This is a genomic window from Pseudomonas sp. NPDC089392, from assembly GCF_044749595.1.
In the GTDB taxonomy this organism is placed as follows: Bacteria; Pseudomonadota; Gammaproteobacteria; order Pseudomonadales; family Pseudomonadaceae; genus Aquipseudomonas.
On sequence record NZ_JBIVIF010000031.1, the window covers coordinates 63,796 to 83,799 of the forward strand.

At 60.0% G+C, this 20,004-nt stretch carries 18 protein-coding genes and 1 pseudogene; 7 read left to right on the forward strand and 12 right to left on the reverse strand.

Annotated features, from left to right (window positions below):
- Nucleotides 1–91 precede the first annotated feature (91 nt).
- From ACIP1G_RS22825 to ACIP1G_RS22850, 6 genes are all read right to left on the reverse strand, one after another.
- The gene (locus ACIP1G_RS22825) at nucleotides 92–1,942 is read right to left on the reverse strand and encodes an alkaline phosphatase D family protein (protein ID WP_400740987.1); all 1,851 of its coding nucleotides are present in this window, start codon (nucleotides 1,940–1,942) and stop codon (nucleotides 92–94) included.
- Nucleotides 1,943–2,150: 208 nt separating this feature from the next.
- On the reverse strand, nucleotides 2,151–3,077 hold the full coding sequence (tal, locus tag ACIP1G_RS22830; RefSeq protein ID WP_400740989.1) for a transaldolase: 927 nt from the start codon (nucleotides 3,075–3,077) through the stop codon (nucleotides 2,151–2,153).
- A 346-nt stretch (nucleotides 3,078–3,423) separates the two neighbouring features.
- Nucleotides 3,424–4,425, reverse strand: a complete 1,002-nt coding sequence (dusA, locus tag ACIP1G_RS22835) for a tRNA dihydrouridine(20/20a) synthase DusA (protein ID WP_400740991.1) — start codon at nucleotides 4,423–4,425, stop codon at nucleotides 3,424–3,426.
- A gap of 136 nt (nucleotides 4,426–4,561) precedes the next feature.
- Nucleotides 4,562–5,431 (reverse strand): GyrI-like domain-containing protein, encoded by an 870-nt coding sequence (locus tag ACIP1G_RS22840; RefSeq protein ID WP_400740993.1) that lies wholly within the window; start codon nucleotides 5,429–5,431, stop codon nucleotides 4,562–4,564.
- A 505-nt stretch (nucleotides 5,432–5,936) separates the two neighbouring features.
- Nucleotides 5,937–6,266 (reverse strand): hypothetical protein, encoded by a 330-nt coding sequence (locus ACIP1G_RS22845; protein ID WP_400740995.1) that lies wholly within the window; start codon nucleotides 6,264–6,266, stop codon nucleotides 5,937–5,939.
- Nucleotides 6,267–6,433: 167 nt separating this feature from the next.
- Nucleotides 6,434–6,835, reverse strand: coding sequence for a GFA family protein (locus ACIP1G_RS22850; RefSeq protein WP_400740997.1), 402 nt, complete (start codon nucleotides 6,833–6,835; stop codon nucleotides 6,434–6,436).
- Nucleotides 6,836–7,062: 227 nt separating this feature from the next.
- Between ACIP1G_RS22850 and ACIP1G_RS22855 the strand changes: the two genes are divergently transcribed.
- The 5 genes from ACIP1G_RS22855 to ACIP1G_RS22875 all read left to right on the forward strand — a co-directional run bounded on the left by ACIP1G_RS22855 (nucleotide 7,063) and on the right by ACIP1G_RS22875 (nucleotide 11,961).
- Complete coding sequence (locus ACIP1G_RS22855) at nucleotides 7,063–7,617, forward strand: helix-turn-helix domain-containing protein (protein ID WP_400740998.1); 555 nt, start codon at nucleotides 7,063–7,065, stop codon at nucleotides 7,615–7,617.
- Nucleotides 7,618–7,644: 27 nt separating this feature from the next.
- The gene (locus ACIP1G_RS22860; protein ID WP_400741000.1) at nucleotides 7,645–8,991 is read left to right on the forward strand and encodes a glutamine synthetase family protein; all 1,347 of its coding nucleotides are present in this window, start codon (nucleotides 7,645–7,647) and stop codon (nucleotides 8,989–8,991) included.
- Between the two features lie 73 nt (nucleotides 8,992–9,064).
- Nucleotides 9,065–9,838 carry a gamma-glutamyl-gamma-aminobutyrate hydrolase family protein gene (locus ACIP1G_RS22865; protein ID WP_400741002.1) on the forward strand — a complete coding sequence of 258 codons (774 nt, stop codon included), beginning with the start codon at nucleotides 9,065–9,067 and terminating at the stop codon, nucleotides 9,836–9,838.
- Between the two features lie 70 nt (nucleotides 9,839–9,908).
- Nucleotides 9,909–11,267: an aspartate aminotransferase family protein gene (locus tag ACIP1G_RS22870; protein ID WP_400741003.1), complete on the forward strand. Its 1,359-nt coding sequence runs from the start codon at nucleotides 9,909–9,911 to the stop codon at nucleotides 11,265–11,267.
- 139 nt (nucleotides 11,268–11,406) lie between these two features.
- Nucleotides 11,407–11,961, forward strand: a complete 555-nt coding sequence (locus tag ACIP1G_RS22875) for a helix-turn-helix domain-containing protein (RefSeq protein WP_063913578.1) — start codon at nucleotides 11,407–11,409, stop codon at nucleotides 11,959–11,961.
- 402 nt (nucleotides 11,962–12,363) lie between these two features.
- Here the strand turns inward: ACIP1G_RS22875 and ACIP1G_RS22880 are convergent.
- The 3 genes and pseudogenes from ACIP1G_RS22880 to ACIP1G_RS22890 form a co-directional block, all read right to left on the reverse strand.
- Nucleotides 12,364–12,471: pseudogene (locus tag ACIP1G_RS22880) on the reverse strand (hypothetical protein); the annotation flags it as partial.
- Nucleotides 12,472–12,485: 14 nt separating this feature from the next.
- Nucleotides 12,486–13,028 carry a hypothetical protein gene (locus ACIP1G_RS22885; protein ID WP_400741020.1) on the reverse strand — a complete coding sequence of 181 codons (543 nt, stop codon included), beginning with the start codon at nucleotides 13,026–13,028 and terminating at the stop codon, nucleotides 12,486–12,488.
- A gap of 83 nt (nucleotides 13,029–13,111) precedes the next feature.
- Nucleotides 13,112–14,719 carry a methyl-accepting chemotaxis protein gene (locus ACIP1G_RS22890; RefSeq protein WP_400741004.1) on the reverse strand — a complete coding sequence of 536 codons (1,608 nt, stop codon included), beginning with the start codon at nucleotides 14,717–14,719 and terminating at the stop codon, nucleotides 13,112–13,114.
- Nucleotides 14,720–15,459: 740 nt separating this feature from the next.
- Here ACIP1G_RS22890 and ACIP1G_RS22895 point away from each other — a divergent pair.
- Together ACIP1G_RS22895 and ACIP1G_RS22900 are read left to right on the forward strand one after the other, a co-directional pair.
- Complete coding sequence (locus ACIP1G_RS22895; RefSeq protein WP_400741006.1) at nucleotides 15,460–15,678, forward strand: hypothetical protein; 219 nt, start codon at nucleotides 15,460–15,462, stop codon at nucleotides 15,676–15,678.
- Nucleotides 15,679–15,921: 243 nt separating this feature from the next.
- On the forward strand, nucleotides 15,922–16,635 hold the full coding sequence (locus ACIP1G_RS22900) for an RHS repeat-associated core domain-containing protein (protein WP_400741008.1): 714 nt from the start codon (nucleotides 15,922–15,924) through the stop codon (nucleotides 16,633–16,635).
- A gap of 17 nt (nucleotides 16,636–16,652) precedes the next feature.
- Here ACIP1G_RS22900 and ACIP1G_RS22905 read toward each other — a convergent pair whose 3' ends face one another.
- The 3 genes from ACIP1G_RS22905 to ACIP1G_RS22915 all read right to left on the reverse strand — a co-directional run.
- The gene (locus ACIP1G_RS22905; RefSeq protein ID WP_400741010.1) at nucleotides 16,653–17,690 is read right to left on the reverse strand and encodes a hypothetical protein; all 1,038 of its coding nucleotides are present in this window, start codon (nucleotides 17,688–17,690) and stop codon (nucleotides 16,653–16,655) included.
- 387 nt (nucleotides 17,691–18,077) lie between these two features.
- On the reverse strand, nucleotides 18,078–18,515 hold the full coding sequence (locus ACIP1G_RS22910) for a DUF6756 family protein (protein ID WP_400741012.1): 438 nt from the start codon (nucleotides 18,513–18,515) through the stop codon (nucleotides 18,078–18,080).
- A gap of 7 nt (nucleotides 18,516–18,522) precedes the next feature.
- Nucleotides 18,523–20,004 (reverse strand): polymorphic toxin type 47 domain-containing protein (locus ACIP1G_RS22915; RefSeq protein ID WP_400741014.1); only part of this gene is annotated, 1,482 nt, incomplete at its 5' end.

A 20,004-nucleotide genomic window follows, 5' to 3' on the forward strand; every position in this document is an offset into this window, starting at 1 on the left:
CTTTCGCGGGTGAACCCGCTCCTACAGCCCATGTAGGAGCGGGTTCACCCGCGAAGAGGCCGGCCCAGGCAGTAGATAACCTCTGGGTTGACTATGCCCGGCCAACAAACTCGGTAGCCTCACCCCCACCCGCATCCAGCTGAAACACCCGCGCCGGTCGCCCCTGTTCATCAAAGAACACCTGCCCCAACCCCGCACCATTCCACAACCGCTCCCCCGCCTTGCTATGGCTGGGCGTGCGCGGCACCACCTCCATTTCCCGTCGCTTGGTAAACCAGTTCAGCGGCGAACGCGGTGCATACAGCCAGCGGTTGAGTCGGTCGAGCACATCCAGCAAACGCCGGGGGAACTCGTTCTTGATTCCGCTGCTGGTCACCTGCCACAAGTGCGGGCTGCGCTGGCGATGGCGGATCAGCACTTCATAGACGAACGAGTAGTGCACATCCCCGGACAGCACCACGTAGTGCCCCGGCGTGCGCGAGTGACGGAAAATGTTGAGGATGACCTGCGCGGCGCCGCGGTGGGCCATCCAGTTCTCGGCATCCACCAGCAGCGGATAGCCCAACCAGCTGAACACCTTCTGCACCGTCTCGATCAGCTTCACGCCAAAAATCGGCGCGGGTGACACGATGATCGCCGATGGGTGGTCGAGCAGCGCCTGCTGCAGCTCGCTCAACGCCTCCCAATCGAGCAGGCCGGATGGCTTGGCCAGGCTGCTTTCGCTGCGCCAGCGGCGCGTGCGGGTGTCGAGCACCAGCAAGGGCGGGTCTGTGGGCAGGCTGTACTGCCAGCCCTGGAAGCGCAGCAGCTCATTGATCAGCTGATCCTGGGTCTGGCTGTTCAGCGCCTGGCATTGCCCGATCAGTGGCTTGCAAGCGTCCGGGTCGTTGCCCCAGGCCTGGCACAGCAGGTAGCCGAGCAGGGCATTACCGATGATCCGCCGCGAGAACGGGTGACCGTAGGCGGTTTCTTCCCACTGCGCCGACAGGTTCCAGTCGTCAGTGATGTCGTGGTCGTCGAAGATCATCAGGCAGGGCAGGTGGGCCATCACCCTTGCAACCTGGCCAAGGCTGCCGGCAAACGCCTGGATCAGCGGCAGCTCTTGCCGGTAACGGGCCTGGCGCTGGTCGCTGAGCCCTTTGGGCATGTCCAGATTCACCAGTTGCCAAGGCACCGGTGACCACACCAGCAGGTACATGGCCATGACCTCGGCGAAGGTCACCAGGTGGTTGTCGGCGTTGCTGGAGGAGAAGATCGGCTTGCGCTTGCCACCGAAAAAGCGTTCGCGCAGGGTTTCGTTATGTTCCTGTGCCGGCAGTAGGTCGGCGCGGTGGTAGTAGCTGGCGGGGTGCTGGTACAACGCCTGGCTGTCGGGCACCACTGCGCCATCCAACTGTTCGTCGAACAGGCCCAGGCGCATGATCAGGGTGTGGATGGCACGCAGCATGGGGCCGGCGACGTCGTCGACGTACACCTGGTCGCCGGTCATCAACAGCACAGCCGGGCGATCTTCGGGTTTTTTGCAGGCCTGTAACAGGCGGTCGGCGCACAGCAGGCCATCGGCAGCCGGGTGATGCGGCTTGCGGCAGGAGCCGTGCAGCAAATGGTCGAGGCGCTCGCGCAGCACCAGGCTTGGGCGTTGCGTGCCGGGGTAGAGCAGGTGCGGCGCCCAGCCGGCGATGCCCTGGCCGTTGATGAGCAGGTCGTAGTCGAGCAACTGGTTACGCGGCAGCGGGCGGCTGAAGTGGATGTCCAGCAGGTGGATGAAGGCGTGCTGGCCCACTGGAATCACTTGGCAATCGACCTGTGCCTCGCTTGCCGGGCAGATGAATTCGGGTTGCAGCGGTTGGGTGGTGACTAGCCAGATGGCCAGGCGCTGGGGTTCCAGGCGGCGCAGGACCGGGCCGGCGAGTACGAGGGGCAGCGGGGTAGAGGAGGTCATCGACAGCTCGGGTGGTTATGCGGGCCTCTTCGCGGGCACGCCCGCTCCCACAGGTATAGCGCCGCTTTCGAACACTGTGGAGATCCCCTGTGGGAGCGGGCGTGCCCGCGAAGAGGCCCTTGAATTCAATACACAACTAAGGCCATGTAAAACAAAACGGGCGGAAAATGCTGAACACTTTCCGCCCGTCAGGCAAACCCGAAATGTATCAGGCCTTTTCAGCCATCAACTTCTCCAGCTTCTCCTGGTCCCGCGCAAACTGGCGAATGCCTTCGGCCAGCTTCTCGGTGCCCATGGCATCTTCGTTCATCGCCCAGCGGAACTGGCTTTCGCTCAGTTGCTGCTTGGCCTCGCCGGCATTGCCCGGCTTCAGCACCCGCGGCAGTTCGCCCTGGTCATCGCTCAGCTGCTGCAGCAGCTCCGGGCTGATGGTCAGGCGGTCGCAGCCGGCCAGTTGTTCGATCTGGCCGATGTTGCGGAAGCTGGCGCCCATGACCACCGTGTTGTAGCCATTGGCCTTGTAGTAGTTGTAGATGCGCGTGACCGATTGCACGCCCGGGTCCTCGGCACCCACGTATTCCTGGCCGGTGCTCTTCTTGTACCAGTCGTAGATGCGCCCCACGAACGGCGAAATCAGGAACACCCCGGCATCGGCGCAGGCCTGGGCCTGAGCGAAGGAGAACAGCAGAGTGAGGTTGGTCTGGATACCTTCCTTCTCCAGCTTCTCGGCGGCGCGGATGCCTTCCCAGGTGGAGGCAAGCTTGATCAGCACGCGGTCGCGGCCAACACCTGCAGCCTCGTACAGCTCGATCAGCTTGCGTGCCTTGGCCAGCAGGGCCGGTTCATCGAACGACAGGCGGGCATCCACTTCGGTGGAGATACGCCCCGGGATGACCTTGAGAATGCCCGAGCCCACGGCCACTGCAAACTGGTCGCAAGCCAGGTCGACATTGCCCTTGGTATCGGCCTTCACCTGTTTGAGCAGGTCGGCATAGCCAGGGATGGCGGCAGCCTTGAGCAGCAGCGACGGGTTGGTGGTGGCATCGACCGGTTTCAGGCGGGTGATGGCGTCCAGGTCCCCGGTGTCGGCGACCACGGTGGTGAACTGCTTGAGTTGTTCCAGCTTGGAGGTCATGGGCGTGCTCTGTCCTGTGCAATGACTCGACATTACCCGAGCCCCGACGGCCGCTCAAGGGGCTGTAGGGGCGGGTTTGTCCGCGAAGGGCTGTACGAAGATGAAGATTCGAGTCCCTGGCCGCCCCGAGGTTCCGCACCTGCTGGCACTCATTGCGGCGGGTGCAATGGCTCTACACAAAATCCAGAGAGGCGCGCGATCCCTGTGGGAGCGGGTTCACCCGCGAACACCGGCGAAGCCGGTGCCATACACCGCATAGTCCTCTTCGCGGGTAAACCCGCTCCCACAGGATCTACACAGGCCTGAAGCACGGCAGGATCCCGTGTGCACTGGTTTGCCGGCTTAATCAACGCCCCTGCAACAACTCCACCGCCTGATCAAACACCGCCAACGGCTCCGCCGCCTTGTGAATATCCGCCGACAGCAACTGGCGGAACCGCCGCGCGCCCTTGAACCCCTGAGCCAGCCCCAGAATATGCCGGGTAACGTGGTGCATCGCGCCACCACTTTCCATATGCGCCACGATATAAGGCCGCAGCTGCGCCAACGCCTCGCTACGGCTGACCACCGGCGCCTCGCTGCCGAACAGTTGCTGGTCCACTTCAGCCAGCAGGTAAGGGTTGTGATACGCCTCACGCCCCAGCATCACACCATCGAAGTTCTGCAGGTGCGTCTGGCATTCGTCCAGGGTCTTGATCCCGCCGTTGAGCACGATCTCCAGGTCCGGGAAGTCCGCCTTCAACTGCGCCGCCACGTCATAGCGCAATGGTGGAATCTCGCGGTTTTCCTTCGGCGACAGCCCTTCCAGAATCGCGATGCGCGCATGCACGGTGAAACTGCGGCAACCCGCCTCGCGCACCTGGCCGACGAAGTCGCACAGCTCGGCATAGCTGTCACGGCCGTTGATGCCAATGCGGTGCTTGACCGTCACCGGGGTCGACACCGCATCGCGCATCGCCTTCACGCAGTCGGCCACCAGCGCCGGGTGGGCCATCAGGCAGGCACCGATCATGTTGTTCTGCACCCGGTCACTCGGGCAGCCGACGTTGAGGTTGACCTCGTCGTAGCCAGCCTCCTCGGCCAGGCGCGCACAGGCGGCCAAGTCGGCCGGCGTGCTGCCGCCCAGCTGCAGGGCCAGCGGGTGCTCGGAGGCATCGTGGCGCAGGAAACGGTGGGCATCGTTGTGCAGCAGGGCACCGGTGGTGACCATTTCGGTGTAGAGCAGGGTTTGCTTGGAGAGCAGGCGCAGGAAGAACCGGCAGTGGCGGTCTGTCCAATCCATCATCGGTGCAACGCTGAAGCGCCGAGACGGTTCCGCACGTTGGATTACAGCTGATTCTTGGGGCATTGGGGGCACGTATCTGATACCCGGCGCGGTTGCCCGCTGCCGGGTGGATTTGGGAAGTGGGCATAGTCTACCAATTTGGCCTGCCACGCGTCCGCGCCGGTGATGGTTGGCTTTGCCCAGCCCCCTAAGGCCAGCCCTACTTCAGCGGCACATAGATATCCGTCTGCCATTGCTCCAGCGCTGTTTCCGGATACACGCTGAGGTAGTGGAAGAACAAAGGATGGTCACGTAACTCTTCGTTGCTCGACGGTAACCAGTCACGGTAGAGCGGGTAGATGGTTTCGCTGATGTGGTCTGGCGAGCCGATGTGCCGAATCACCGCACAACGCCCTGCCGGAATCAGCCGTTCGTGCACGCCGAATTCGTTGGGGTGTACGGTTTCGTCGATCTCGCCGCACACTGCAAAGCGAAAGGCGTGGGCTGGGGTGGTGTCGGGGTTGTCGTAGGGGATGCCGAAGGTGCGGCTGCTGGCCACTGGCGACTGGCCGCTGTGCATGCGCCATTGGCGAAAGCGTGCAACGCTTTCACCGACCAGGCCGGGCGCCCCGATGTGTTCGAGCGCGGCGACGCGGGTTTCGGTGAAATCCACGATACGGATTTGCATGGTAATACTCCTGGATAGGTGAGGAACAACGAACACCGCACTCCAGGCCTGCCAGTTCGGCGCCTTGGCAAACGCGCTCGGGGCCATGCCGAAGGCACGTTTGAACGCTCTGGAAAAAGCCTCGGGGCTTTCGAAACCGGCGCCGAAGGCGGCTTCCAGCACGGACGTGGCAGGCGTGGCGACCAGTTGATGCGCCGCGCGTCGAAGCCTCATCAATTGCACATACCGTGAAACCGGTACGCCCATGTATGCCGTGAACTGCCTATGGAAGTGGTACGTCGAGAAGTTGGCGATGCGGCTCAGGGCAGTCAGCGACAGGTCGCCTTCGAGGTGGCTGTCGATATAGGCAAGTATGGTTTCGAACCGTTTGGCGTAGGTTGGGTTGTGCGGTGAGTCAGTCAACGGTTGGAGTCTCCGGAAGGTGCGGTGAACGCTAGCATCCGTTGTTCAGGCAGCGAGGTGCCTAGCCGTGATTGCTCAGTGGGGGTGTGTATGAACCATAGCGTGGATGGCACCGGCTTTGCCGGTGTTCGCGGCTAAAGCCCCACAGGACCGCATTGGCCCCCAGCCTTGTGCAGCACAGGTAGGAGCAGCCTTGTGCTGCGAAGAGGCCATTACAACTGGAGAAGGTCTGTTGCCTCACCGGCCACTTCGCAGCACAAGGCTGCTCCTACAAGGGCCTGTGCTGGCATTATGAGATCTGCAAGACAGTTCCCACAGATGCAGGAATAGCCTGAAGTTTGCGCAATATCTGTGGGGGCGGGCATGCCCGCGAAGAATCCAGTGCGGCGCATGGCACCGGCTACGCCGGTGATCGCCGGCAAGCCGGCTCCCACAGGTTTTTTGCTAGCTTTCAGATCTTGAGCAAGACAGTTGTTCCAGCAAGTGACTGTGTTAGCGGCTCAGATCAGTCCACCCGCACGAACACGTTCTTGGCCATGTCACTGCCGCCAACGGCTTCCAGGCGCTTGCCGCCATCCAGCACGCGAACGTTGATCAGCGCTATGCCGTCCTTGTTGCGGGCAGTGACCACATCATCCTTGCGCTCCCACTCGTCAACCTTGACCTTGCTGCCGTTGGTGAGGATGTAGTCCTTGGTGAACTCGAAGGTCTGCTTGGGCGCTTCGAAACCCATCACAGTGGTGGTCGCTTCGTAGGTGCCTTCCAAGGCGTCGTTGCCGCAGCCGGCCAGTACAAAGAATGGCAATGCCGCGAGCACGAACTTGAATTTACGCATGAGATTTCCTTATCGGTTGGTTGTGATGACGAGGCGTCATGAAGGCGCCGGTCCCTGGGCAGGCGCACGGGGTGCGGGCTGCGCAGCCGGATTATACAGACCGGGCCCCAATATCAAAGTTGCACTAACAAGTGCATCCGATGCACCACTTTTCTGCTGAAGCAACGTCAGTCAAGCTGAGGGGCAGGGGCGTACGGGGCGTGCCAGGGGGCGGCGCAATCAAGGTGAACATGTTTCTGCTTCGTGGGCAGGAACGGTGTATCAAGCGTGCCCAGCGCTATCGACACCCAGCCGGCAAACTCACCTCGGGAGCGTGACCAGAACAGGCTCGAGCCGCACGCTGCGCAGAACTCGCGCACGACCGTTGGCGAAGAGGCAAAAGCCTTGATGCTGCTGGCACCGCGGAGTATTCGCAGCATGCTGCGCGGCACGCTGCCGTACGACGCGAATGCGGCGCCGTGGCCTTTGCGGCACTGGCTGCAATGGCAATGGCTCACTGCCTTTGGCGGGGTGAGTAGCTCGTAACTGACCGCTGCGCATAAGCAGCTTCCCTGGTATGCCTGTGTCATGGGCGCTTCCGTGCAGGTGAAGAGCGCCAGCGTAACCGGACCGGCTTTATCAGTCGACTGGTGGCCGCGAAGAGGGCGAGTCGGTGGATGGCACGGGCTTCGCCCGTGTTCGCGGGTAAACCCGCTCCTACAGAACCGTACATTTCTCCACTTCGCTTGACTCGTGAAATTTTTCATGTATTTTTTCATGAAAAATAACTCTAAAAATTTCATGGCAGTCCGAATCGATGAAGATGCACGAAGAGGTTGAAGCCCTCGCGATCCTTATTCACGACCTGCGCAAATTCAAGAACCTGACCCTGGGCGAACTGGCCGAGCGCATCAACCGCTCGGTCGGTTTTCTCTCCCAGGTTGAACGTGGTGTGTCGCGCCCAACCGTGGCGGACCTCACCGCCATCAGTGAAGCGCTCGGCGTATCAACCGCGTATTTCTACAACCTGAGCAAGCCGCGCAGCATCAGCTGGGTCACGCGGCCCCACGAGCGGCGCACGCTGTACCTGGAGTCGGGGATCACCGATGTGCTGGCTTCGCCCACCATCGCCGGTGCCTTCTCCATGCTCGACAGCCATCTTGAGCCAGGCGCCACCAGTGGCGAGCCGTACCTGACTGACCGTTCCGAGCAGGGCTGTTTCGTGCTTGAAGGCGAGCTCACGGTATGGCTGGACGATGGCGATGCCGTGACGCTGCAGGCCAATGACTGCTTCCAGCTGCAACCCCACGCGCAGTTCCGTTACGCCAACCTGACGGCAAAACCCACCCGTGTGCTCTGGGTCTTCAATTGAATTCGTTCACCTCACAAGGAAAAGAAGATGAGTGTCATCTTTGCGGATCTGCTGACTGAAGTGCGCTCGTTCCGAGCGGAACACCCAGAAATCCGTTATGTCGACCTGATTGCCCTGGATATACCCGGGCACTTCTACGGCAAGCGCTACCCCATGGACATGCTGGAAAAAGTCGCCGCCGGCGCGCCGCTGAAGCTGCCGCAGAACTGCGTGCTGCTGGGCACCCAGGGTGGCCTGTACCCGATCGGTGACTACTGCTTTGCCGACGGCGACCCGGATGCTGCCCGGCGCCTGGTGCCGGGTACCCTGAAGCCGGTGCGCTGGGAAAAAGAAGTGATCGCCCAGATGCTGATTACCTCCGACGGCACCGCCAAGCCAATCGAGTTCGAACCCCGTGAAGTGCTGGCCCGCGTGCTCCAGCGCCTGGCCAAGCGCGGCATCCGCCCGGTGGTGGCCTTCGAACTGGAGTTTTACCTGTTCGACCGCAAGCTCGCTGACGGCCTGCCACAGTACCCACGCGACACGGCGACCGAAGACGAAGATGATCAGCCGAACATGCACATCGAGCGCCTGTCGCGCTTCTCGTCGGTGCTGCACGAAATGGTCGATGGCGCCAACGAGCAGGGCGTGCCGGCCAACGTCATCACCGCGGAGCTAGGCCCGGGCCAGTTCGAGATCAATTTCTCCCACAGCGACGATGCGTTGAGCGCGGCGGACTGGTCGGCGCTGTTCTGCCGCAGTACCCGCGGTATCGCGATGAAGCACGGCTACCGTGCCAGCTTCATGAGCAAGCCGTACCTGGACGCGCCGGGCAGCGGCATGCATGTGCACGTCAGCCTGTACGACGCCGCCGGCAACAACATCCTGGCGGGCGCCGAACAGCGCAAGCTGCGCCATGCGGTGGCAGGCTGCCTGGAGCTGCTGCCGCACTGCATGCCGATCTTCGCCCCCAACCACAATGCCTACCGCCGTTACGGCGCCATGGTCAACGCGGCGAGCAAGGCCAGCTGGGGTTTCGAAGACCGCGATGCATGCATTCGCATCCCCGAGTCCGACCCGCGCAACTTGCGCATCGAGCACCGCCTGGCCGGTGCCGATGCCAACCCGTACCTGGTGCTGGCGGCGATCCTGACCGGTATGGAGCATGGCCTTGAGCGCGGCGTCGAACCCATCGCCCCGCTGAACGACAACCGCCAGAGCGGCATCGACTTCCCCAAGGATGCCCTCAGTGCCCTGGCCGCCATGCGCCACCACCCGGTGGTCAACGAAGGCCTGGGCAGTGAGTTTGTGATGGTCTATTGCGAAAACAAACACCAGGAGCAACTGGACTTCATGCGCCACATCAATGCCCGCGAATACCGCTGGTTCCTGTAGCTGCAGCGGTTCGAACCACGACGCCTTTCCAGCGTTCAACACCACGCGCAATACCGATTTGCCGGAGGAAGATATGCCACGTGTGCCCGTTATTGGCATTACCGCATGCACCAGCATGATTGAGCAGCATGCCACCCAGACCATCGCCGAGAAGTACGCACGCGCGGCAGCCAAGGCAGCGTGTGGCCTGCCTATCGTGATACCCAGCCTCGGTGAGCTGATGGACAGCGCCGATATTCTCGACGTGGTGGACGGGCTGATCTTCACCGGTTCGCCGTCCAATATCGAGCCGTTCCACTACAACGGCCCGGCCAGTGCCGAGGGCACCCAGCACGACCCACTGCGTGATGCCACCACGTTGCCGCTGATGCGTGCGGCCATCGCCGCTGGCGTGCCGGTGCTGGGCATTTGCCGTGGCTTTCAGGAAATGAACGTGGCACTGGGCGGCACCTTGCACCAGAAGGTCCACGAGGCCGGCGTGTTCATGGACCACCGCGAAGGCAAGGGCGAGCCCATCGAGAAGCAATATGGCCCGCGCCACACCATGCATGTGGAGCCAGGCGGCCTGCTTGACCGCATGGGTTTGCCGGCAATTTTCGACGTCAATTCCATCCACGGCCAGGGCATTGATGTACTGGCCCCCGGGCTGCGGGTGGAAGCGCTGGCACCCGATGGCCTGGTGGAGGCGATTTCGGTTGCGAACGGCAAGGGCTTTGCCCTGGCCGTGCAATGGCACCCCGAGTTTCAGGTCATGGATAACCCACATTACCTGACCATCTTCCAGTCGTTTGGCAAGGCCTGCCGGCAGCGCTCGGTGCTGCGCCAGAAGCTGTTGCTCAGCGCCTGAACAGCGGCATTTTCCAAATACAAAAAAGCAGCCGCGCAGCCTGGCTGCGCAACTTGATGGAGTGAAGACAATGAGTGAACAGAATTCGCAGACCCAGGCCTGGCAAGCGCTGAGCCGCGACCATCACCTGGCCCCGTTCAGCGATGTGAAGCAACTGGCCGAGAAAGGCCCGCGCATCATTACCTCGGCCAAGGGCGTGTACCTGTGGGACAGCGAAGGCAACAAGATTCTCGACGGCATGGCCGGCCTGTGGTGCGTGGCGGTCGGCTATGGCCGCGATGAGCTGGCCGAGGTCGCCAGCCAGCAGATGAAGCAATTGCCTTACTACAACCTGTTTTTCCAGACGGCGCACCCGCCTGCGCTGGAGCTGGCCAAGGCAATCGCCGATGTTGCCCCGCAAGGCATGAACCATGTGTTTTTCACCGGTTCCGGCTCTGAAGGCAACGACACCGTGCTGCGCATGGTTCGCCATTACTGGGCGCTGAAAGGCCAGAAGAGCAAGAAGGTGATCATTAGCCGTATCAACGGCTACCACGGCTCCACCGTGGCGGGCGCAGCACTGGGTGGCATGAGCGGCATGCACCAGCAGGGCGGGGTGATTCCGGATATCGTGCACATCCCACAGCCTTACTGGTATGGCGAAGGCGGCGACATGACCGAGGCCGACTTCGGTGTGTGGGCGGCTGAGCAACTGGAGAAGAAGATTCTTGAAGTTGGCGAAGACAACGTCGCCGCCTTCATCGCCGAGCCGATCCAGGGCGCTGGCGGCGTGATCATCCCGCCGCAGAGCTACTGGCCGAAGGTGAAGGAGATCCTGGCCAAGTACGACATTCTGTTCGTCGCCGACGAAGTGATCTGCGGCTTTGGCCGTACCGGTGAGTGGTTCGGTAGCGACTACTACGACCTCAAGCCCGACCTGATGACCATCGCCAAGGGCCTGACCTCTGGCTACATCCCCATGGGCGGCGTAATCGTGCGTGACGAAGTGGCCAAAGTCATCAGCGAAGGCGGTGACTTCAACCACGGCTTTACCTATTCAGGCCACCCGGTGGCGGCGGCGGTGGGCCTGGAGAACCTGCGCATCCTGCGTGACGAGCAGATCATCGAGCAGGTGCACGCTAAAACCGCGCTTTATCTGCAACAGCGCCTGCGCGAGCTGGCCGACCACCCGTTGGTAGGCGAAGTGCGTGGCCTGGGCATGCTCGGCGCCATCGAGCTGGTGAGAGACAAGGCCACCCGTGCCCGCTATGAAGGCAAGGGTGTGGGCATGATCTGCCGCCAGCGCTGCTTCGACAACGGCCTGATCATGCGCGCCGTGGGCGACACCATGATCATCGCGCCACCGTTGGTGATCAGCATTGCGGAGATTGACGAACTGGTGGAAAAAGCCCGTAAGTGCCTGGACCTGACGTACGAGGCTGTGCGCTAAGCATCAGTTGGCTTCACTGGGGCTGCACAGCAGCCCCTTGCATGACTGACAGGCAGCAAATCCTTGAAGAATCTTGCTTTGTGCAATGAATCATGTACTTTTCAGGGCATTATTTTCCCGTCCGAAAGTCGCGATTCATATGAAAGTGCACGAAGAAATCGAAGGCCTGGCAGTATTGATTCGCGACCTGCGCAAGTTCAAAGGCCTGACCCTGGGTGAACTGGCCCAGCGCATTGGCCGTTCGGTGGGCTTTCTGTCCCAGGTCGAACGGGGTGTATCGCGCCCAACGGTGGCCGACCTCACTGCTATCAGCGAAGAACTGGGCGTCTCGACGGCCTATTTCTACAAGCTGGACAAACCCCGCGAGCTCGACTGGGTCACCCGCCCGCACGAGCGCCGTACGCTTCACCTGGCAGGTGGCATCACCGATGTGCTGGCATCCCCGACGATAACCGGCGCGTTCTCCATGCTCGATAGCCACCTGGAGCCGGGCGCCAGCAGTGGAGAGGAGTACCTGGACGACAGCTCGGAACAGGGCTGCTTTGTGCTCGAAGGCGAGCTGACCGTGTGGCTGGATGGCGGCGAGCCGGTAACGCTGCGCGCCAGTGACAGCTTTCAGCTGCAACCCCACGCAAGTTTTCGTTACGCCAACCTCACCGACAAGCCCACACGTGTGCTTTGGGTGTTCAGCTGAAGTTCACCCACGGCGCTGCGCAATAAAAAGGCTGCAGGGCAAGTGCATGGCTTGGGATTTGAGTTGGTGCACAGATCGAGCGCCGCCCGCGCGGCGCTTCGCAGCACAAGGCTGCTCCTACATCTGTTTCGGGCCAGTTATTCCTGTGCCAGGTGGGTTGTAGCCTTGGTGCATGACTGGAGATCGATGAAGGGCAACTGCGCCCCCTTCGATATCGAATGGAACAAACAAGGCGGACAGCGGTGACCTCACAGGCGTGACTGGCCCGAAACAAATGTAGGAGCAGCCTTGTGCTGCGAAGCGCCGCGCGGGCGGCGCTCGATCTCAAAGGCGATAAAAATGTCACGCCAATCCCCTCTCAGCCGAGATGCCTTATCAGACCAGGCATAAAAAGGCCCCCGGTCAGTGGTGCGAGCTATCCACAGCAATGGCCTCACCGGAAACCTCAAGGTACTTGGTGCTGCGGTTGGCGATGACATAGTGAATCAGCCCGCCCAGGCCGGCGCCGAAGGAGGCCATGCGCCTCACCTGTGGGAGCCGGCTTGCCGGCGATGGGCTGCGAAGCAGCCCCGGTAGGCATTTTTTACATCCGCCCCTCCAGCCCAAAGAACACGCTCTGGCCATCGCCCGGAAGAAACTGGGCGCTGTCCTGGCCCCGCGCGTCGGCAATAACCCCGGTCGTGGCCGCGGCAAAACGCTGAGACGAACGCGTTGCACTTGAGGCGGTCGTCTACTTCTCGCTTTTGATGCAGCCAGGCAGCGCCACCGATCAGCGCCCAGCGTTCAGCCACGGGGATCTCCAGCTCGCCGAAAGCATTGAGGTTACGCGCAGTCTGGTGCAGTTCGCGGACCTTGCGCCCCTTGTGCCCGGCAACATTGACATGGCGGGTGTCCCAGTTGCGTCCCTGGCTGGCATTGCCCAGGTTCAACGGGCCACTGGTGGTGGTCGCCGTCACGCTGATGCTGTTGCCGGTGGCCACCGAGGTGGCGCCAGACAGGTCCCAGGTGTAGCGGTTGCCACTGCGTACCTGCCCGCGAACACCGGCACAGCCGGTGCCATGCACCACGTTAAATTCTTCGCGGGTAAACCCGCTCCCACAGGGTAAGCGAACCGCCTGCAAATATCGCACTTGGCTTGAGGCGATGTGCCTCAGGTCTGGAACTGCTGCACCGAGCGCTGCATGCTGCTCGCCACGTTGTCCAGGTGCTGGGCGGCAGCGGCCAGCTCATTCACCGTCTGGCTGTTCTGCTGCGACATGCGGGCGATGCGCTCGACCCGCTGGGCCACCTCGCTGCTGGCCTTGCTTTGCTCACCGATAGTGTGGGAAATCTCTTCCACCACATTGGCGGCGCGTTGGGCGCCGCCACGGATCTCGCTGATCGACTCGCCGGCCTGACGCGCCAGGTTGACCCCGTCGTTCACCCGCGTTACCCCGGTCTGCATGCTGCTCACCGCCTGGGCGGTGCTGCTGCGAATGCGATCGATCATGCCGGTTATTTCCTGGGTCGACCGGGCCGTGCGTGCCGCCAGGCTGCGTACCTCATCGGCGACCACGGCGAAGCCGCGCCCGGCCTCGCCGGCACGGGCCGCCTCGATGGCGGCGTTGAGCGCCAACAGGTTGGTCTGTTCAGCGATGCCACTTATGACCTTGATGATCGAGTGAATCTCCTCGGACGACTGGCCCAGGGCGGTGATGGTGCTGGACGACTCGTTGACGGCCTCGGCGATGCGGCTCATCCCGCTTACCACGTCGAGAATCACCTGGCCGCCGTCGCTGGCCAGCTGTTCGGACTGGGATGAGATGGCCTGGGCGTTGCGCGCATGGTCGGCGATCTGGGCGATGTTCTGGATCATCTGCTCCATGGCTGCGGCCATGTTGGTGGCGTGGTCAGACTCCTCGCGTGAGCTGTGCACGATGTTTTGCGAGGCGCCGCTGAGGTTCTGGGCGGTGCTCTGCAACTGTTCGCTCTCATGGCGGATGGTGTCGATCATCTGCTTGAGGTTGCCCTGCATGTCGGCCAGGGCCTGCAGCAACTGACCGGCCTCGTCATCTCGCTCGATCTGGATCGGGCTGCGTAGGTTGCCCTGGGCGATGGCCCTGGCCACGCTGATGGTCTTGCTCAGCGGCTGCAACACGCTGGCCATCAGGTGGCGGGTGATCAGGCCAAGCAGCAGGCATATCAGCAAGATGCCGCCGATCAGCAGCCAGGCAGCCTGGTGGGTGGTCGCCTTGCTGTCGGCGCGTACCTGCGCTGCGTGTTGTTCGATCAGCTCGCTGAGCGCCTCGTTTTTCTTTTCCAGGTCGGCGAAACTCTGGTCGAAGGCCGGCATCTCGGCGCGTGCCGCCTGCGGGTCGCTCAGAGCCAGGGCAACCATGCGCTCGGCCTGGGCGATGTAGGTTTTGAGTGCGGGGCGTGACTGGTCGATGGCCTGACGGATGCCCTCGTTCAACGGCAGTTCGGCATTGGCCGCCAGGCTGCGCTGGAACCACTGGCTGTGCTCACGCAGGTCGCTGCGCACCTGTTCGGCGGCGGCACTGTCGCCGGGCGCAGCGTAGAAAGCCGCGAGAACGTCGGCGCGCAGGGCGTCGTGCATCATGTCGCCTTCCAGGTGGTTGCGCAGGGCGCTGACACTCAGCTCGCTGTCGGCCAGGGCCTCGGTCAGGCGCACCTGCCCCCAGTAGCCCGTGCCCCCCAGCAGGGTGGCGGCGCTTACGCTGATGGCACCACAGACGATCATTTTCTGACGGATATTCACGTAAAACTTCCCCCTGGGCACTTGTGTAAATCCTACTTTAGTTGCAAGCGTGGCGGATACAGGGCCCCACCTCAATCGCATTGCCCCCAGGCCAATGCAGTACCTGGAGCGGCCTTGTGTCGCGATGGGCTGCGAAGCAGCCCCAGGGTTTCAGCGCAGATGCATAAATTGCCGGGGCTGCTTCGCAGCCCTATCGCGACACAAGGCCGCTCAAGGGCCAGTGCTGGCCAGAAGAACCATGCAAGACAGTTGCTCCCACAGGATCTGCACCGACTTACAGACATGCACAGGATCAGTAGGAGCAGCTTTGTGCTGCGAAGAGGCCATTACAGACAAAGAGGATTTTTTGCCCTACCGGCCTCTTCGCAGCACAAGGCTGCTCCTACAGGCAATGAGGCAACCATGATTAATGGGGCAGGACAGTTGTTCCCACAGGGATAGCGACGACCTCAAGCCTTGCGCAGTGCCTGTGGGAGCGGGTTCACCCGCGAAGCATGCGACGCGGTGCATGACATCGGCTACTCGGCGGTCCAACGACTACGCGTAAATGGGCTACTGCGAACAGCCATGAAAGCGTTGGTTACATTGCTCTGCGCCGGTACCGGGACGATCAGCTCATAATGCAGCTGTGTTCCGGGTTGTGCTGGCTGAGCCTGTTTCAAGGTGCCGGCTGGTAACCGATTTTTTCCCATCGAGCCAGGTATCTGGTTCATCAGCGTCCAGCAGCGAGCATCCAATTTATGAAAGTTCTGTCCGAGACGGATACTGGAAAAGCACTTTGCGAGTACTGCCAGGCAGTGGTGTCCACGCACTATGTGCGCCGGGATGTACCATTCAGCGATGGTCAAGGAGTGGTCGAGAATGTTTTGGTGGGTGTGTGCGATCGCTGCGATGCTGTGATCGCCATCCCCTCGCAATCCACGCCAGTCATCCACGATGTGGTCAAGCAACTTCGTTAGTCAATCACGACGTTCGCCATTCTCTGCTAAAACTCGTGCATGACGTGCGTTTGCTACTAGCGGTCTTGTCCTCTCTTTGCTTTCGGAAGCTGTAGATTTGCCAGCCGCGGTTGCAGAGGATAAAGCTTAATGGCATAACTGGTTTGCCCGGCACCAACGGGCTCAAAACTGATATTTTTGCCAGTTGTAGGATGAGCGGTACAGAGTAAACTGAAAGCTGTTTCTCGGTAGGGGGAGTCTAAATTGACTTGCTATACGAGCTATGGCTATTTTAAGTTTGATAGTCCCCAGGTTGCTGCTGTTTCATTCAATGGAGAGCCGCTCGATAAGTGTGTGGGGGCTTATCACCTGGGGAATGGTGCTCGGGCCTATTCTCCGGTTTTAATGAGATTTTTAAGACCAGATCCGTATGTGCCTTTCGCTCAGGGGGGGGTAAATGCCTATGGATACTGTGCTGGCGATCCAGTTAATCATGTAGACCCATCAGGGTATATATGGCGTTATTTTCGAAAATTATTTTCGGCATTTCAGCGAGTCCCGGTCTTGGAAGGGGGAGTAAGAATCTTGAAAAATCATAACCAAGGAAAGCTGGCCAAAGAGTTGAAAATACTCAAGGCGCGCAAGGGTGAAGATCCTCGAAGGCTGGTTTATGATGCGTCCGATATAGTAAGTGATGACTGGAGGCCAAAAAAGTTTGTTCTAGGTGCTGCCAATGAACTGGTGATTGCGTTGGCTGGCAGAAAGGGAAGCGCTGACTACGTTAGCCACCCTTTGTTAGCTGAGTTGTTAAATGACAAGCGTGTGGTCAGCGCTGGTACGTTCAGTGTTGGAGCAGAGGGTAAAATTTACATCCATAATGTTTCAGGTCATTACAGACCAAAATTATCCGATCTTAACCCTATGGTTGAAAAAGTTCGGGGTATGGGTTTGAAACCCATAGCTGTGAGGGTTTATTAGGCTGTCGTTGACGGGACCTATTTGCCATCCGTGCTGCGCTCCAGCAGGTTGCCGCGTTTGTCATAGCGGGACTGCGTGCCGCAGTAACTGCGCAGCACGTTGTCGTTGATCCGGCGAGGCGAATGCGGGTTAGGGCCGGGCGGTGCCTGCGGGTCGAGCAGGTTGCTCGCCGGGTCGAAGGCGAAGATTTCTTTCTTGTATAAATCGCCCGCTTCGAGCAGGCGGCCGACCGGGTCGTAGCGGTAGTACACGTCACCCCGGTTCAGGTCCTTGACGTGGTCAAGCTGGCCGCCGATGTCGTAGCGGTAGTCGCGCACCGCTAGCCGCTTGGTGGCGCCGTGGCGGGCCAGGGTCTGCTGCTGCAACTGGCCGTTCGGGGTCCAGGCCTGGCGCTGGATCAGGCCATTGCCTTGTTCGCGAACAATCTCCCGATGCAGGTCATCGCGCTGGTAGCTGAGCAGTTCGCGGTCGTCGAGCTTGAGGCTGAGCAGGTGGCCGCTGCCGTAGGTCAGCCAACTGACCCGATGGTCATCCGGCCGGGTGGTGGCAACACGCAGGTTGAGGGCATCGTACTCATGCTTGAACACCGCAACCGTGGGTTCCTTCATGTACTTGAAGTGCTGGTGCTCACGGGTGTTGTTGCCCGCGAGGTCGTAGAACCATTGCAGCTTGCAGTCCTGGTTTTCCGCGAGCAGCAGGTTGCCATTGCCGTCGTAGGCGAAGGTTTCGATTTCCCACGCCTTGCCGCCGCGCTCACCCGCAAGGCTTTTCACCAGGCGGCCCATGGCGTCGTATTCGAAGCGGGTGATGCGGTCACCATCGAGACGGCGGGTGGGCTGGTTGCTGCTGTTGTCGTAGAGGTAGTGGGTGGTTTGCTTGTCGAAGCCGGTTTCCTTGAGCAACCGCCCGGCTGGGTCGTACTTGAAGCTGGCTTCGCTGTTGTTTTCGTTGCATAAGCGCTCGAGCTGGCCGAGCTTGTCCCAGTGGTAGGTGAGGGTGCTGCTGTCCGAGTTGTGGCGTTGGTGGATCAGGCAATCATCGATGTCTTGGCGCACTCCACCGACGATGAGGTGTCGGTGGAGCTTAATTGTCGATAAGTATTGCTATGTTAAAGAGCGTCACTTTTTTTTTTTGAGCGCCAAGGTAGCAAAGTTGCTCAGAAATACTGAGTGGTGTTTTTGTGTGGAAAGTATCTTTTTCCTGTGATGTGCGTTGCACCGGAAACTATTTTTCTTTAACTTTTGCCGGGTGATAAGTTCGGTGTTGCTTGGTAAAGTTGCCCGGATATAGGGCTGTATTGTTGCGGGTGTGATATCTCGGTATAATGGTGGAAGTGTTATCTGAAAGGTGTGTGATCTCATTGCTAGAGTTTCCGTAGAAAGCGTCATTTATCACAAGCCAGCTGAAGGCGCACCCAGCTACGTGCTTTATACGAGCTTTACTCATTGTATCTTGTGAGATGCAGGCGCGCTGCAGAAAACTAGATCGCCATGGTCATTTTCAGCTATCATCCAGCTTAATTGCTTGTCTACTATGTAGTATTCGAAGTATCTGCACTCTTCAAGTATTGAGGGTATTTTCTTAAGTGGCAGACAGAAAAGAAGTTTCTCTTCGTTGTCTTCATCTGCTATAAACCATACGTTTTCTATAGGGCCTGGAACTAATTCGAATAAGTGAAGATAGCCAGTATTGTTTTCAAAGGTATGGATTTTAGGTTTCGATATTAATGAGGTCCACCATGCTCTTGGATTTCCTTTAATAAAAGCTGATTGAATTTTTAATAAAACTTCTTTTTTGTGTTTTGGTTCCGTGCGCAAAAGCTGTTGCTTGCTAAATGCCTGATGTAGCTCTTCGATAAGTGTCAATGACTCTTGATTCATTATGATCTCACTTTTCATCGGAGCGATGCGGATGTTGAGGGCCTGAGTATGTAATGTTTCCTCTGTCACCACACCCGCATTTGTTTCGTTTTCCTGCGGTTTGCCAGCCAATGTGTGGTTTGTCATGCCCACTTTTTGGATCCATGTCAGCATGAGGGGCGTCATACGCAACTTTGTTTCCGCCAGCCCCCTTGAACTCAACTACGGTTCCTGTTGCAGTGTCAATTTTCGAGAATATTATTTTTTCTGGATCATCCATTTTTGCCCTGTCGAATGCTTGTCGTCTAGCGATATCAAAGTCGGCTGCGTGGCTTAATTTGGCGAGTCCAAGAGGGTCAACCCAATGGGTTGGGTTTTGGGCATAAACATAAATGTTTAATCCACCAAAAAAGCCAATCGGATCCTTCCCGATAAACCGGCCAACTATCGGATCATAGTACCGATAACGGTTATAGTGCAGCCCCGTCTCAATATCAAAATACTGCCCCTGAAAGCGTAGCGGATTGCGGATATCCGCCCACATAGCCTGGTCGCTCCGCTTCTCCTCCACCAACCCCCAGGCCTTGTACGTCCCCTGCCAGGCAATCTCTCCATCCTCACCGGTCAGCTCCATTGGCGTCCCGAGGTGATCGCACTGGTACCACGCGAATGCAGCAAATGGCTTGGGCACAGGCTTGTGCTGCCACACTGGATCCTTGTCGATGTCATACGGGAAGACATACACCGGCTGCGGCAACAGTTCGACGACCTGGTTGGACACCGCCTGCGCCACCGGCACAAACGTCCCGGGCTCGAACACATAGTGGGTGGTGTGGCCTTTCCCATCACGGTCCCGACACTCGAACGCCAGGGTGTCGTCTTCCCACACGTACCAGGTAAACCCACACCCCAGTTCGATATCCCGCTGCCGCCGGGCATTCTCGTTCCACACCGGGCCGGCTTGCGGTCGGTCGCGATACTTGGAGCGTGAGTATTTGTACAGGCGCCTACCCAGTGCGTCATAGGCAAAGCTGACGATCAGGCGGTCATCTTCATAACGCCGCAAGCGGTTGTACAAATCCCACACGAACCGGCCTTGTTTGCCTTCGGTGCTGCGCTCCAGCAGGTTGCCGCGCTCGTCGTAGCGGTACTGCGTGCCGCAATAGCTGCGCAGCACGTTGTCGTTGATCCGGCGTGGCGAATGCGGGTTGGGGCCGGGCGGTGCCTGCGGGTCGAGCAGGTTGCTCGCCGGGTCGAAGGCGAAGACTTCTTTCTTGTGGAAATTCCCCGCTTCGAGCAGGCGCCCGACCGGGTCGTAGCGGTAATACACGTCACCCCGGTTCAGGTCCTTGAGGTAGTCAAGCTGGCCGCCGATGTCGTACCGGTAGTCCCGTACCGCCAGCCGCTTGGTGGCACCGCGGCGGGCCAGGGTCTGCTGCTGCAACTGGCCGTTCGGGGTCCAGGCCTGGCGTTGAATCAACCCATTGCCTTGCTCCCGGGCGATTTCCCG